This window comes from Streptomyces antarcticus, assembly GCF_026627255.1.
Lineage (GTDB): Bacteria > Actinomycetota > Actinomycetes > Streptomycetales > Streptomycetaceae > Streptomyces > Streptomyces antarcticus.
Map to the genome: position 1 here is coordinate 92,783 of NZ_JAPNLM010000002.1, position 14,009 is coordinate 106,791.

At 74.9% G+C, this 14,009-nt stretch carries 13 protein-coding genes; 7 read left to right on the forward strand and 6 right to left on the reverse strand.

The window, feature by feature from the left end; genetic code table 11:
- Positions 1-239: 239 nt before the first annotated feature.
- From OTB16_RS04225 to OTB16_RS04235, 3 genes are all read right to left on the reverse strand, one after another.
- Positions 240-2,318, reverse strand: a complete 2,079-nt coding sequence (locus OTB16_RS04225; protein ID WP_267718493.1) for a molybdopterin oxidoreductase family protein — start codon at positions 2,316-2,318, stop codon at positions 240-242.
- 182 nt (positions 2,319-2,500) lie between these two features.
- Positions 2,501-3,265, reverse strand: coding sequence for a glucose 1-dehydrogenase (locus tag OTB16_RS04230; RefSeq protein ID WP_267718791.1), 765 nt, complete (start codon positions 3,263-3,265; stop codon positions 2,501-2,503).
- A gap of 74 nt (positions 3,266-3,339) precedes the next feature.
- Entirely contained in the window at positions 3,340-4,098 is a 759-nt protein-coding gene (locus OTB16_RS04235) for a SanA/YdcF family protein (protein ID WP_420717614.1), read from the reverse strand.
- Positions 4,099-4,446: 348 nt separating this feature from the next.
- On the opposite strand from OTB16_RS04235, the gene OTB16_RS04240 reads away from it, so the two are divergent.
- The 4 genes from OTB16_RS04240 (at position 4,447) to dnaG (ending at position 9,945) form a co-directional block, all read left to right on the forward strand.
- Positions 4,447-5,238 carry a sirohydrochlorin chelatase gene (locus OTB16_RS04240; protein WP_267718494.1) on the forward strand — a complete coding sequence of 264 codons (792 nt, stop codon included), beginning with the start codon at positions 4,447-4,449 and terminating at the stop codon, positions 5,236-5,238.
- Between the two features lie 65 nt (positions 5,239-5,303).
- Positions 5,304-6,632 (forward strand): deoxyguanosinetriphosphate triphosphohydrolase, encoded by a 1,329-nt coding sequence (locus OTB16_RS04245; protein WP_267718495.1) that lies wholly within the window; start codon positions 5,304-5,306, stop codon positions 6,630-6,632.
- 93 nt (positions 6,633-6,725) lie between these two features.
- Positions 6,726-8,000: an NAD(P)/FAD-dependent oxidoreductase gene (locus tag OTB16_RS04250; protein ID WP_267718496.1), complete on the forward strand. Its 1,275-nt coding sequence runs from the start codon at positions 6,726-6,728 to the stop codon at positions 7,998-8,000.
- 34 nt (positions 8,001-8,034) lie between these two features.
- On the forward strand, positions 8,035-9,945 hold the full coding sequence (gene dnaG / locus OTB16_RS04255) for a DNA primase (RefSeq protein WP_267718497.1): 1,911 nt from the start codon (positions 8,035-8,037) through the stop codon (positions 9,943-9,945).
- Positions 9,946-9,952: 7 nt separating this feature from the next.
- Here the strand turns inward: dnaG and OTB16_RS04260 are convergent, their stop codons facing one another.
- Positions 9,953-10,405 (reverse strand): gamma-glutamylcyclotransferase family protein, encoded by a 453-nt coding sequence (locus OTB16_RS04260; protein WP_267718498.1) that lies wholly within the window; start codon positions 10,403-10,405, stop codon positions 9,953-9,955.
- Positions 10,406-10,692: 287 nt separating this feature from the next.
- Here OTB16_RS04260 and OTB16_RS04265 point away from each other — a divergent pair, with 287 nt between their 5' ends.
- From OTB16_RS04265 to OTB16_RS04275, 3 genes are all read left to right on the forward strand, one after another.
- The gene (locus OTB16_RS04265; RefSeq protein WP_324290242.1) at positions 10,693-10,971 is read left to right on the forward strand and encodes an ATP-binding protein; all 279 of its coding nucleotides are present in this window, start codon (positions 10,693-10,695) and stop codon (positions 10,969-10,971) included.
- A gap of 344 nt (positions 10,972-11,315) precedes the next feature.
- Positions 11,316-11,858, forward strand: coding sequence for a hypothetical protein (locus tag OTB16_RS04270; protein ID WP_267718499.1), 543 nt, complete (start codon positions 11,316-11,318; stop codon positions 11,856-11,858).
- A 280-nt stretch (positions 11,859-12,138) separates the two neighbouring features.
- Positions 12,139-12,771: a class F sortase gene (locus OTB16_RS04275; RefSeq protein ID WP_420717629.1), complete on the forward strand. Its 633-nt coding sequence runs from the start codon at positions 12,139-12,141 to the stop codon at positions 12,769-12,771.
- 34 nt (positions 12,772-12,805) lie between these two features.
- Here OTB16_RS04275 and OTB16_RS04280 read toward each other — a convergent pair whose 3' ends face one another.
- Positions 12,806-13,582: a sulfite exporter TauE/SafE family protein gene (locus OTB16_RS04280; RefSeq protein WP_267718501.1), complete on the reverse strand. Its 777-nt coding sequence runs from the start codon at positions 13,580-13,582 to the stop codon at positions 12,806-12,808.
- Positions 13,583-13,619: 37 nt separating this feature from the next.
- Complete coding sequence (locus tag OTB16_RS04285) at positions 13,620-13,943, reverse strand: hypothetical protein (protein WP_267718502.1); 324 nt, start codon at positions 13,941-13,943, stop codon at positions 13,620-13,622.
- Between the last annotated feature and the right edge of the window lie 66 nt (positions 13,944-14,009).

Genomic DNA, 14,009 nt, shown 5'->3' on the forward strand with positions numbered 1-14,009 from the left:
GCGTACGGCACATCACCGCCACGAGGGGCGTGCGAGCACTTTCTGGGTCCGGTACGTGACCGGATGGCTACCCCCCGGCGGCAACCCCGATGCGGATCGGACTCATGTCCGAGAGGATCGCCGCCACGTCCCCGTACGAAACGCGCGTGCCGGTGCGCTCCGCGGACCGGCGGCATTCACCCACCTCGAAACCCGCTCCGGATCAAGGGAGTTGGAGTCCACGGACATCAACCTGGCGGTCAGGCGGGCTCGACGCGGACCGCGCAGACCTTGAACTCGGGCATCCGGGATACGGGGTCCAGGGCCGGGTTGGTGAGGGTGTTGGCGCGGCCCTCGCCGGGCCAGTGGAACGGCATGAAGACCGTGTCCGCGCGGATGGTGTCGGTGATGCGCGCCGGGGCGACCGCGCGGCCGCGGCGCGACGTCACCGCCAGCGGCGTGCCGTCGGCGACGCCGAGGCGTGCCGCGAGGCGGGGGTGGATCTCGACGAAGGGCCCGGGGGCGGCGGCGTTGAGCTCGTCGACCCGGCGGGTCTGGGCGCCGGACTGGTACTGGGCGACGACCCGGCCGGTGGTGAGGTGGAGCGGGTACCGGGCGTCGGGGACCTCGGCGGCGTCGCGGTGGGATACGGGGACGAAGCGGGCGCGGCCGTCGTCCGTGGCGAAGGAGTCGAGGAAGAGGCGGGGCGTGCCGGCGGCGCCTTCGGGGCAGGGCCAGAAGACGCCCTGCTCGGCCTCGATCCGGGCGTAGGTGATGCCCGAGTAGTCGGCCGGACCGCCCGCCGAGGCGCGGCGCAGCTCGTCGAAGACCTCCTCGGGAGCGGTGGGGAAGCCCTTCTCCACGCCGAGCCGGGAGGCCAGGCCGTGCAGGACCTCCAGGTCAGTGCGGACCCCCGGCGGCGGGGTGAGGGCGCGGCGGCGGAGCAGGACGCGGCCCTCCAGGCTGGTGGTGGTGCCAGTCTCCTCCGCCCACTGGGTGACCGGGAGGACCACGTCGGCGAGCGCGGCCGTCTCGGAGAGGACCACGTCGGCCACCGCGAGGAAGTCCAGGGAGCGGATGCGGTCCTCTATGTGGGCGGCGCGGGGGGCGGAGACCACCGGGTTGGAGCCCATCAGGAGCAGGGCCTTCACGTCGGTGCCGAGGGCGTCGAGGAGTTCGTAGGCGCTGCGGCCGGGGCCGGGGAGGCTGTCGGGGTCGACGCCCCAGACTCCCGCAACGTGGGCCCGCGCCGCCGGGTCGGTGAGCTTGCGGTAGCCGGGGAGCTGGTCGGCCTTCTGGCCGTGCTCGCGGCCGCCCTGGCCGTTGCCCTGGCCGGTGAGGCAGCCGTACCCGGAGAACGGGCGGCCGGCCCGGCCGGTGGCCAGGCACAGGTTGATCCAGGCCCCGACGGTGTCGGTGCCCTTGGACTGCTGCTCCGGGCCCCGGGCCGTCAGGACCATGGCGGAGGAGGGCGCACAGAACATGGCGGCCGCCTCGCGGAGCTTGGGGACCGGGACGCCCGTGACGCGTTCGACGTGCTCGGGCCAGTGCGCCATCGCGGCGGCCCGGGTCTCCTCCCAGCCGGTGGTGCGGGCGGCGATGAACTCCTCGTCCGTACCGCCCTCCGCGACCACCAGGTGCAGCAGGCCCAGCGCCAGCGCGAGATCGGTCCCCGGCCGGGGCGCCAGGTGGAGGTCGGCCTGCTCGGCGGTGCGCGTGCGGCGCGGGTCGACGACGATCAGGGTGCCGCCGTTCTCCTTGAGTTCGGTGAGGTAGCGCAGCGCCGGGGGCATCGTCTCGGCCAGGTTGGAGCCGACGAGGATCACGCAGCCGGTGCGCGGAATGTCCTCCAGGGGGAAGGGCAGACCGCGGTCGAGGCCGAAGGCCCGCTGGTGGGCGGCGGCCGCCGAGGACATGCAGAAGCGGCCGTTGTAGTCGATCTGCGAGGTGCGCAGGGCGACGCGCGCGAACTTGCCGAGCGCGTACGCCTTCTCGTTGGTGAGCCCGCCCCCGCCGAACACCCCGACCGCGTCGCGGCCGTGGGTCCGGCGGGTGCGGGCCAGACCCTCGGCGACTGTGCCGAGGGCCTCCTCCCAGGTGGCCGGTTCCAGCCGCCCGGCGTGGGTGCGGACGAGCGGCTCGGTCAGGCGCACCCGGGAGGACAGCACGGCGGGGGCGGTGCGGCCCTTGCCGCACAGCGCGCCCCGGTTGACCGGGAAGTCCGCCCGCTCCTCGACCGCGACACCGGTGCCGCCGGGCTCGGGGCGCAGGTTCATCCCGCACTGGAGCGCGCAGTACGGGCAGTGCGTGGCGGTGACGGGGGCTTCCGGGGGGTGCATGCCCCCAGCCTGCGTCGGCGGTGTTACACGGACCCCCGCCCCCGGTTACACCTCCCGTACGGCCACCTCAGCGCCGTCCGGCAGCCGCGGTGAGGCCCGGCGGCCCGGCCGTACGGGGGCGAGGGGAACGGGGGCACGGGGGACGGACGGACCGGCCGTACGGGGGCACCGGCCGCGCGGGGTTACTGGCCCGTGAGGTACTTCACGGTCAGGCCGGCCGTCCAGCCGCCGTCCACCGCGAGTTCGGCGCCCGTGATGTACCCGGCGGCGTCCGAGAGCAGGAACGCGACCGCCGCCGCGATCTCCGCGGGGACGCCGACGCGGCCCATCGGCGTCCCGGGGTAGTTGCCCTCGCCGGCCTGGATGCCGACCGGGGCGGTCATCGGGGTCAGGGTCATGCCGGGGTGGACGGAGTTCACGCGGATCCGTGCCTCCGCGAGCTCGACCGCGCCGATCTTCGACAGCCCGCGCACGGCCCACTTGGAAGCCCCGTACCCGGCGGTGAGCGCGAGGCCGGTCAGGCCGGCGGCGGAGGAGATGTTGACGATGGATCCGCCGCCGCCGGCGCGCAGCAGCGGTATCGCGGCCTTGATGCCGATGAACACGCCGACCAGGTTGATCTCGACGACCCGGCGGAAGTGCTCGACGCTCTCGTGCTCCAGGAACTGGCCGGTGGATATGCCGGCGTTGTTCACGAGCCCGTCGATGCAGCCGAACTCGGCGACCGCGTGGTCGAGCGCCGCCTGCCAGTCGGCCTCGCTGGTGACGTCGTGCCGGACGAACCGCGCCGCCTCGCCGAGCTTCGCGGCGGTCTCCGCGCCCTCCGCCTCCAGCACGTCGGTGATCAGCACCCTGCCCCCGCCGTCCACGACGGCCCGCGCGATGGCGGCGCCCAGGCCGCGGGCTCCACCGGTGACGACGACGACCTTGCCGCCCAGATCCACCACGGACACGGTTCCCCCTCTGATGCTCGAACGGACCAACCGGCATATGACTAATCGGCATAGTCGCTGATCGCGCGTCAGTCTGCCAGAGCGGCCAGGGCCCGCGACACCCCCTGCTCCTTCGGCCCGAGGAACCGCGGCTCGGGTTTGAAAGCCGCGTCCAGTGCCGCCTTGCCCGCCGCGAAGACCTCGCGGGTGCCGCCGTAGTACCAGGTGGCGTCGTGCTCGTCGTCGACCCCGACCCCGTACGACTCCACGCCCGCGGCCTCGCACAGGGCCACGGCCCTGCGTATGTGGAAGCCCTGGCTGATCAGCACGGCCCGCTCGACCCCGAATATCTCCTTGGCCCGGACGCATGAGTCCCAGGTGTCGAAGCCGGCGAAGTCGCTGACGATCCGGTCGCCCGGCACCCCCTGGCCGGTGAGGTACGTGCGCATCGCGCCGGGCTCGTCGTACTCGGTGCGGCTGTTGTCCCCCGTGATCAGGACGACCTTGACCCGGCCCGTCCGGTACAGCTCGGCGGCGGCGTCCAGCCGGTTGGCCAGGTAGGGAGTGGGCTGCCCGTTCCACAGGCCCGCCCCGAAGACCACCGCCACCTCGGCGGCGGGAGCGTCCGCCGTGCTCCGCAGCCGGTCGGCGGCCGCCGCGTGCGTCCACGCCGAGGGCAGCAGGGCCAGTACGCACCCCGCCATCACGGTCTGGACGGCCCGCCGCCGCGCCCGCACCCCGCGCGGCAACCGCACCGCCGGGAACCGCACCGCCCGCAGCCACCCCACTCCCGGCCGCCGTCCCGCTCCCGGCAGCCGCCCCGCCACCGCCCGCACCCAGCCCGGCATTCCCATGACCGTCCCCCCATCGCGCCCGATCCGCGGCGCTCGACCCGTTGCGTTCAACATCGTTCGCACGGATTGACGAACCGACCCCGCCCCCCAGTTCCACCTCCCCCACCTTTCACCCGTACGAATGAGCGAGTGAGCAGCCGGAAAAGAGCCGACACCCCGGCGCAACGCAACGGCAACCTCCGGCGCGCAGGATCGGTCCATGACGGAGCCGGTGCACCCTTCCGACACCCTGTCCCTCCCCTTCGGCAGCGCCGTCGAGCTGCTCACCCGGATCACCGCCCAACTCGGCACGCAGCTCAGCGGGCTGCGCCCGCCGCGCGCCCGTCACCCCGGAGCCCACCCATGCAGCACCAGCAGCACGAGCGGCACGAGCAACGGCCCACCCTCGTCGCCGTGGCCCACGGCAGCCGCGACCCGCGCGCCCCGCGCGCCGTCGAAGCCCTCCTCGAGCGGGTCCGCGAACTCCGCCCGCGCCTCGACGTACGGCTCGGGCACCTGGAGCTGAACCCGCCGCTGCTCGCCGACACCCTGCGCGCGGCCTCCGAACGGGCCTGCCGGCAGGCATCCGACGGCGCTTCGGGCGGGGCGGTGCTCGTCCCGCTGCTCCTCGGACGCGGGTACCACGTCAAACGGGACCTCCCCGCGGCCGCCGCCCGTGCTCCCCGCCTCCGGGTCCGCGTCGCCGCCCCCCTCGGCCCGCACCCGCTCCTCGTCGAGGCCCTCCGCGACCGGCTCCGGGAAGCCGGCTGGACCCCCGGCACGGCCGTGGTGCTGGCCGCCGCCGGATCGCGTGACCCCGACGCGGCCGCCGACACCCGCGCCGCCGCCGCCCTGCTCTCCGAGCGCCTCGGCGGGGTGGCCGTCGTCGCGGCCTACGCCTCCGCCGCCTCCCCCACCGTCCCCGAGGCGGTGCGCGCCCTCGCCGCCCGCGGGCACCACCGGCCCGCGATCGCCTCGTACTTCACCGCCCCCGGTCACTTCGCCACCCGCAGCGCCGCCGCCGCTCCCGGCCCGGCCGCCGCCCCGCTCGGCGCCCACCCGGCCCTGGCCCGCCTCGTCCTCCAGCGGTACGACGAGGCCCTCGCCGGGCGGGAGAACCGGCGGGAGACCCGGCTCCGGCAGGCCTCCGCGTAAGAGCTCGTGAGGACCGCGTGCGGTCGTATTGCTCGGATTGTCAGGTCTCCGGTTAACGTCTCACCATGGAAGGCACCGCGCACGCTCCCGCAGACCCCACCGACCCCCGCGAGCCGTACGATCCCGCCGCCACCGAGCGCTGGGCCACCGAGCCCGACAAACGACCCGGCCGGACCGCCTTCCAGCGCGACCGTGCCCGCGTACTGCACTCCGCCGCGCTGCGCCGGCTGGCCGGGAAGACGCAGGTCGTCACCCCCGGCACCCGCTCGTACGACTGGGACGCGAGCCCCCGCACCCGCCTGACCCACTCGCTGGAGTGCGCCCAGGTCGGCCGGGAGCTCGGCGCGGCCCTGGGCTGCGACCCCGACCTGGTCGAGGCCGCCTGCCTCTCCCACGACATGGGCCACCCGCCCTTCGGCCACAACGGCGAGGAGGCGCTCAACGAGTTCGCCAAGGACTGCGGCGGCTTCGAGGGCAACGCCCAGTCCCTGCGCCTGCTGACCCGCCTGGAGCCCAAGCGGTTCGTGCCCGACGCGGACGGCGAGCTGGTCAGCGTCGGCCTGAACCTCACCCGGGCCTGCCTGGACGCGGCCACCAAGTACCCGTGGGCCCGCGGCGACCACCCCACCGACCCCGGCTCGGTGAAGTTCGGGGCGTACGAGGACGACCTGCCGGTCTTCGAGTGGCTGCGCCTCGGCGCCCCCGCGGACCGCAAGTGCTTCGAGGCGCAGGTCATGGACTGGGCGGACGACGTCGCGTACTCGGTGCACGACTTCGAGGACGGCCTGCACGCGGGCCACCTCGACCCGAACCTGCTGCACGCCGAGCCCGAGCGGACCGCGATCTGGCGGGTCGCCATCGGCCGCTACGTCCCGGCGGACACCGATCCCGAGGAGCTGCGCGAGGCCTTGGACCGGCTGATGGAGCAGGAGTGGTGGCCGCACGGGTACGACGGCTCGGCCGTGGCCCAGGCCCGGCTGAAGGACGCCACCAGCCAGCTGATCGGCCGGTTCTGCCAGGCCGCCGAGGGCGCCACCCGCGAGGCGTACGGCCCGGGCCGCCTCACCCGGTACGGGGCCGGTCTGGTGGTCCCGCGCGAGGCGTGCAACGAGTGCGCGGTGCTCAAGGCGGTCGCCGACCTGTACGTGATGCAGCGCGACGAACAGGAGCGGATCCGGGCAGACCAGCGCGTCGTCCTGGCCGAACTCGCCGAGGCGCTGAGCCGGCGCGCGCCCGAGGGGCTGGACCCGCAGTTCCGGGCCATCTTCGACACGGCCCCGGACGACCGGGCGAGGAAACGCGCGGTCGTGGACCAGATCGCGTGCCTCACGGACGCCGCCGCCCGCTCCCTGCACGGCCGCCTCACCGGGCGCACGCGACGCGCCGAAGGGTGAGCCTATCGGGCCACTCCCCCTTCACGCGGCAGGCTCAGTGCGGGACGCTCGCATGTGGCCGCACGTGACGAACAGGTAATGAGGAGGCATCAGGTGGTCGACGCACACCAGACGTTCATCATCGTCGGCGGAGGGCTGGCCGGGGCGAAGGCGGCCGAGACGCTGCGGGCCGAGGGGTTCACGGGCCGGGTGATCCTGATCGGCGACGAGCACGACCGCCCGTACGAACGTCCCCCGCTGTCCAAGGGGTTCCTGGTGGGCAAGGAGGAGCGCGACAGCGTCTTCGTGCACGAGCCGTCCTGGTACGCGAGCGCCGACGTCGAGCTTCACCTCGGCCAGCCCGCGGTGCACCTGGACCGTGAGAACAAGTCGGTGCGCCTGGGCGACGGCACGCTGCTGCACTACGACAAGCTGCTGCTGGCCACGGGCTCCGAGCCGCGCCGCCTCGACCTCCCCGGCACGGACCTGGTGGGCGTGCACCACTTGCGCCGCCTGGCCCACGCGGAGCGGCTGCGCGGCGTCCTGGCCGCCCTCGGCCGGGACAACGGCCACCTGCTGATCGCGGGCGCCGGCTGGATCGGCCTGGAGGTCGCCGCCGCGGCGCGCGGGTACGGGGCCGAGGTCACCGTGGTCGAGGCGGAGGCCACCCCGCTGTACTCGGTCCTCGGCCCGGAGATCGGCCGGCTCTTCGCGGACCTGCACGCCGGGCACGGGGTGCGCTTCCACTTCGGCGCCCGGCTGACGGAGATCGTGGGCCAGGACGGCATGGTGCTGGCCGCCCGCACCGACGACGGCGAGGAGCACCCGGCGCACGCGGTCCTCTCGGCGATCGGGGCGGCGCCCCGGACGGCCCTCGCCGAGACCTCCGGGCTCGCCCTCGTGGACCGGGCGCACGGCGGCGGGATCGCCGTGGACGCCTCCCTGCGCACCTCGGACCCGGACGTCTTCGCGGCCGGGGACGTGGCCGCCGCGCACCACCCGGTGCTCGGAACGCGGCTGCGCGTCGAGCACTGGGCCAACGCCCTCAACGGGGGGCCGGCCGCCGCGCGGGCGATGCTGGGGCAGGAGGTCAGCTACGACCGGGTGCCGTACTTCTTCTCCGACCAGTACGACGTGGGCCTGGAGTACTCGGGGTACGCGCCCGCGGGGGGCTACGACCAGGTGCTGATCCGCGGCAACGTGGGCAAGCGGGAGTTCATCGCCTTCTGGCTCTCGGAAGGACGGGTGCTGGCCGGTATGAACGTCAATGTGTGGGATGTCACCGAACACATCCAGGCCCTGATCAGGTCCAAGGCCCCGGTGGACCGCGACAAGCTCGCGGACCCGTCGGTTCCGCTCGCGTCCCTGGTCACGGCGGAGGGGGCCTGACAGGTTTGCCGCCGCCCGGCCGTAGACTTCACGGGTGGCAGGACGGATCAACGACGACGACGTGAAGGCGGTACGGGACGCGGTCCCGATCGACGCCGTCGTCTCCGAATACCTCCAACTGCGCAACGCGGGCGGCGGCAACCTCAAGGGCCTCTGCCCCTTCCACGACGAAAAGTCCCCGTCCTTCCAGGTCAGCCCCAGTAAGGGGCTCTACCACTGCTTCGGCTGCCAGGCGGGCGGGGACACCCTCGACTTCATCATGAAGATCGACCACCTCTCCTTCTCGGAGGCGGTCGAGCGCCTGGCCGGCCAGGCCGGCATCACCCTGCGGTACGAGGAGGGCGGCTACACCGCCGGCACCAGCGGGCGCGGCGAGCGCATCCGCCTGGTCGAGGCGCACAAGGCCGCCGCCACGTTCTACGTGGACCAGCTGGACTCCCCCGAGGCGGAGATCGGCCGCAAGTTCCTGGCGGAGCGCGGCTTCGACCAGGCCGCGGCCGCCCACTTCAGCGTGGGCTACAGCCCGGCCGGCTGGGACCACCTGACCCGTTTCCTGCGCGGCAAGGGCTTCAGCGACAAGGAACTGATCACCTCCGGGCTCGCCCAGGACAGCCGCAGCGGCAAGCCGATCGACCGCTTCCGGGGGCGGCTGATGTGGCCCATCCGGGACATCACGGGCGAGGTCGTCGGCTTCGGCGCGCGCAAGCTCCGCGACGACGACAACGGCCCCAAGTACCTGAACACGCCCGAGACGGCGATCTACAAGAAGTCCCAGGTGCTGTACGGCATCGACCTGGCGAAGAAGGAGATCGCGAAGACCTCCCGGGCCGTCGTCGTCGAGGGCTACACCGACGTCATGGCCTGCCACATGGCCGGGGTCACCACCGCGATCGCCACCTGTGGCACCGCCTTCGGCGGGGATCACATCAAGATCCTGCGCCGGCTGCTGATGGACAACGCCACCGCCGAGGTGATCTTCACCTTCGACGGCGACGCGGCCGGCCAGAAGGCCGCTCTGCGGGCCTTCGAGGACGACCAGAAGTTCGCCGCCGAGACCTCCATCGCGATCACCCCCGGCGGGATGGACCCCTGCGACCTGCGCCTGGCTCAGGGGGACGCGGCGGTGGCCTCGCTGGTCGAGACCCGTACCCCGCTCTTCGAGTTCGCGCTGCGGCACATCGTGTCGCGGCACAACCTGGAGAACCCGGCGGGCCGGGCGGCCGCCCTGGACGAGGCGGCGCCGGTCGTCGCCCACATCAAGAACATCGCGATCCAGCACGAGTCGGCGGTCCAGCTGGCGGGCATGCTGGGCATCCGCGACGAGGCGTTCGTCGTCAAGCGGGTCGCGCAGCTGGCCCGCTGGGCCCGCGACCGCGGCGGCCAGCCGCAGCAGCAGGGGCGCGGCGGAGGCGGACGCCCGTCCTACGACGCGGGCCCCGCGCAGCCCGAGCGGCCGGCCGGCGGCCCCGCGCTGAACCTGCGCAGCCCCGCCCACCGCACCGAGCGCGAACTGCTGAAGCTGGCCCTCCAGCGCCCCGCCCTGGTCTCCCCGGCCTTCGACGCGTACGGGATGGACGAGTTCACCGCCCCGCCGTACGCGGCCGTGCGCCAGGCCATCCTGGACGCGGGCGGCGCCTCGCTGGGCACCGAGGACTACCTGGCCAAGGTCCGCGAGGCCGCCCCGAACGACACCGTCCGCGCGCTCGTCACGGAACTCGCGGTCGAGGCGATCCACACGAAGACCGTGGACGAGATCTATGCGGGCGTCCAGCTGGTGCAGGTGCGCCTGCGCGCCGTGGACCGCCGGGTCCACGAGATCCAGGGCACGATGTCCCGGCTCGGCCCGCAGGCCCCGCCGGAGCAACTGGCCGCGGTCCAGGAGGAGCTGTGGGTCCTCCAGCAGTACGGCCGCCGGCTGCGCAACCGCGGCGCCGAGGGCCTGTAGCCGGGGCCTACGCCCCCCGGCGGCCGAGCCAGTCGCCGCCGGGTATCTCCGTGCCGGACGCGCGCAGGTCGCGGGCGAGCAGGGGCGCGGCCAGGTAGACCCAGGCCCGGGCGGCGGTGCCGTCGGGGCGGAGCACCTCGCGGGCGATCCGGTCGTAGAGGTTCCCCGGGCGGCCCGGGCCCTCGTACTCCTCCAGCCGGTCCAGGGCGGCCAGCAGTTCCGGGTACGCGCCGGGGGCCGGCGTGATCAGCTCGCCGAGGACGGCCGAGCCGGGGCGGTGGACGGCGTACGGGTACCCGGGGCCGTCGTAGAGCGCCGCGTCGGGCAGCCGGGCGGGCTCCTCGCGGGCCGTGCGGCCGCGCAGGAACAGGTCGTGGTTGACCTCCCCCGGGCGCAGGGTTCCGTAGACGAAGAACGGCAGCGGGGCGGGCGGTTCCCCGGGCCGAACGGCCGATGTCACGCGGGCACTCCCTCGGGTGGGGCGGCTGGTCCGCAGGCCTTGCCGAAAGTCCCGGCTTCCCCTGCGCGCCTCCACCGTACGCACGGCCGTTGCGCGACCTCCCGGCGCCCGTGACCCGCGACGTCCACCGTCGGCCTCCTCCCTCCCCCCAGCCTCCGGTCCGGCCTCCATGCTGCCTTCGCTCCGCCGCCCCGCCTCCGCCCTCCTGTGTGCCTGCGCCCGCGCGCTCGCCACGGGCGGGTGCGGCGCGCCCGGCGGCCTCGGCGCGGCGGCACGGCGGCGGTCCGGTGACCGTGACCGCGTCGGGGACGACGGTGACGGTACGGGACCGGGGGCCGGGCTTACCCGAGAAGCTGCCGCGCGAGGGGCCGCAGCGGTTCCCGACCGGCGCGCCCGAACGCGGTCAGGGCACGGGGCCGGGCCCGACCATCGCCCTGGGCCGGGCCCAGGTCATCGGGGCGCGGGTCACCCTGGCGAACGCGGAGCCGCCGGGGGCCGCGGCGACGGTGGCGCTCCCGCCGACCGACGACCCGGCCGCGGGGCGGGCGGACCGTGCGGGGCCGTGAGCGGGGCGGGGCCACCGGAACCACGGCCGGGAGCCGGAGCCGTCAGCCGGGGCCGGGGGGCCTGGGCCGGGTGCCGGGGCCGGGAGCCGGGTCCGGGGCGTGAGGCGGGGCGGGGCCGGGGGCCGGGGCGTGAGGCGGGGCGGGGCCGGGGGCCGGGGCGTGAGGCGGTTGCGTGGTCACCCGGACGGCGCGGGTGGCACCGATGGCCGCACCGACCCGGCTGATCTGCGGAAACACCCAGTCCGGGGGGCGGCGGCGGACCGAACTGACAGGACATCAGCAGGCGCGGTCGGGCCGGGCCGGGTTACCTCGGGAACACGACCCCGTGTCTCCAGGAGAGTCCCATGCGCCGACGTACCGCTCACGCGCTGACCGCCACCGCGCTGACCGCCGCCGCGTTCACCGGCCCGGTCGCCGGCGCGGTCGCGGCCGCGGACCTCGGCATCGTCAGCTTCGCCCCCGGTGACTTCGCCCCGCTGGAGGTGTGGCCCAAGTCCGCGGCCCCCGGCGCCACCGTCACCGTCAACACCACCGCGTGCGGCCACGGCAGCCACGCGGAGGGCGACGCCAGCACGGTCGGCGGCGGCCGGTTCAAGCTGGTCCCGGGCACCCACAAGGAGGTGGTCGTGGGGCAGTTCCAGGTCACCCGCGGCACCCGGCCCGGCACCTACGGCATCGGCGCCACCTGCGCGAACGGCAAGTTCGCCACCGGCGACCTGGTCGTCACCGAACGCGGGCCGCAGGGCCCCGTCCACACCGGGGTGGGCGGTGGCACGACCACCACCGCCGACCCCGCCACGATCGCGGCGGGAACGGCCGTACTGGCCGCGACCGCCGTCGGCGGTATCTGGCTCCTGCGTCGCCGGGCGAGCGGCACGCGGAGCTGACGGACGCCCACCGCGGCTCCGGCCGCGGTCCGACCGGTACCGTCCCCGTCGCCCGCCCCCGCGAGGTCCCCCCCGTTCGCGGGGCCGGGCGACGGCCAGTCACCCCGAAACGGAAGCCGAGGGGGTACGCATGGGTGGCGATGTCCGCAGCTCCCGGGGCTCTTGGGGCTCCCGGGGCTCCCGGGGCTCCCCGGGCGGCCCGCCGCAGAACCGCCGGCCCTGGCCCGCGGCCGGCAGCGCCCGTACGGGCACCCCCGGATCCGCTCCGGCGGGCCGCGGCATCGCCCGCACCCCCCGTACCGCCACCGCCCGCCACGGCGGGCTCGTCGCCCTCGCCGCCTGCGTCGGCATCTGGCTCGTCACCAGCGGCTCCCGCGAACCCGTGGGGCCGCCGCTGCCCTCCCCCGCCGAGGCGCTGACCGCCGCCAGCGCGTCCGGGCCCGGCATCGCCCCGCTCTCCGGCTCCCCGCCCGCCCGGATCCGGATCCCGTCCATCCGGGTCGACGCGCCGCTGACCGGGCTCGGCCTCCAGGCGGGCGGCAGCCTCGAAGTGCCTCCGCCGGACCGGCGCGACCTGGCCGGGTGGTACCGCGAGGGCACCACCCCGGGCGCCACGGGCACCGCCGTGATCGCCGGGCACGTGGACGACGCGGTCGGCCCCGGGGTCTTCTACCACCTGGGCGCGCTGCGCCGCGGGGCCACCGTCGAGGTCCCGCGCGCGGACGGCCGTACGGCGGTGTTCACGGTCCACGCGGTCGGGGTGTACGACGCCAAGGACTTCCCCGACTCCCTCGTGTACGGCCCGTCCGCGCGCGCCGAGCTACGGGTGATCACCTGTGGCGGCGGCTTCTCCCCGCGTACGGGCTACCGGGGCAACGTGGTGGTCTTCGCCCACCTCACGGGGACCTATTAGCGGGTGGCGGCACGACGGCGCGGGGCGCCCGCGCTCAGCCCCACTGCTCGAAACCGAGCCGGACGACCAGGGCCCCCACCACCGTGAGGAGCACGCCGCGGACGAAGGCGCTGCCCTTCTTGAGCGCCATGCTCGCGCCGATCATGCCGCCGGCCAGGTTGAACAGCGCCATCAGCGCGGCCAGCTGCCACAGCACCCGGCCCTGGTAGGCGAACATCGCGAGCGCTCCGGCGTTCGTGCACACGTTGACGATCTTGGCGGTGGCGGAGGCGGACACCAGGTCGAGGTGAAGCAGCGCGGTGAGGGCCAGCACCAGGAAGGTTCCGGTGCCGGGCCCGATGAGCCCGTCGTAGAAGCCGATGCCGAGACCGGCCAGCCCGATGGCCAGCAGGACCCGCTGCCGGGAAACGGGCGAGGTGGACGGGGCGGCGCCGAAGCCGGGCTTGAAGATCACCACGGCGGCGACGACCACGAGGACCGCCATGATCAGCGGACGCATGGCGTCCTTGTCGATGCCACCCGCCAGCGCGGCGCCGCCCATCGAGCCGGCGAGCGCGGCGAGGCCGATCCGTACGGCGAGCTTCACGTTCACCGGGGCCTTGCGCACGTACGTCACCGCCGCGCCCGCGGTGCCGACGATGGCCACCGCCTTGTTGGTGCCGAGCACGGTGGCGGGGTGGGCCTGGGGCAGGCCGAGCAGCAGGGCGGGCAGCAGGAGCAGGCCGCCGCCGCCGACCACCGCGTCGATCCATCCGGCCGCCGCGGCGGCCACGCACAGCACGATGATCATGGTCGTTGATATGTCAGGCACGACCCCGACCCTATGGAGCAGTTGGGTGCAGGGACCATCAATCCCCGGAAACTTGCGCAAACGTTGAGCTTCGCCCGGCCGGCACCCGGTCCGGGGCCACCGGCGCGGCCGGGTCCACGGCCGCCGTGAGCGCGGTCGCGGCCAGCACGCTGACCAGCCCCAGCCCCGCCGCCAGCCGCCGCGCGGGCGGTACGGCCGCCGCGACCGACCTCCAGGGCGACGGCTTCCGGTGCCGGGCCGGGGCGGGACCCGCCAGGGCGGGCCCGGCCAGGGGTGTGGACAGCGGTACGGACAGCGGTACGGACAGCGGTACGGACAGTGGCGCGGGCACGGACAGGGCGATGTGCAACGGGTGGCGCATGGCGCGGCGACCTCTCGGACGGCGGGACGGAAGAACGGGGCGGAAGAACGCGGCGGGACAACGGAG

Excerpts from the sequence above, each read along its gene's own strand:
- OTB16_RS04285 (WP_267718502.1), bottom strand. The coding sequence starts at position 13,943 with ATGCGCCACCCGTTGCACATCGCCCTGTCCGTGCCCGCGCCACTGTCC.
- OTB16_RS04235 (WP_420717614.1), bottom strand. The coding sequence starts at position 4,098 with ATGCCGGGCTGGGTGCGGGCGGTGGCGGGGCGGCTGCCGGGAGCGGGA.
- OTB16_RS04270 (WP_267718499.1), top strand. The coding sequence starts at position 11,316 with ATGCGCCGACGTACCGCTCACGCGCTGACCGCCACCGCGCTGACCGCC.
- OTB16_RS04245 (WP_267718495.1), top strand. The coding sequence starts at position 5,304 with ATGGAAGGCACCGCGCACGCTCCCGCAGACCCCACCGACCCCCGCGAG.
- OTB16_RS04225 (WP_267718493.1), bottom strand. The coding sequence starts at position 2,318 with ATGCACCCCCCGGAAGCCCCCGTCACCGCCACGCACTGCCCGTACTGC.
- OTB16_RS04240 (WP_267718494.1), top strand. The coding sequence starts at position 4,447 with ATGCAGCACCAGCAGCACGAGCGGCACGAGCAACGGCCCACCCTCGTC.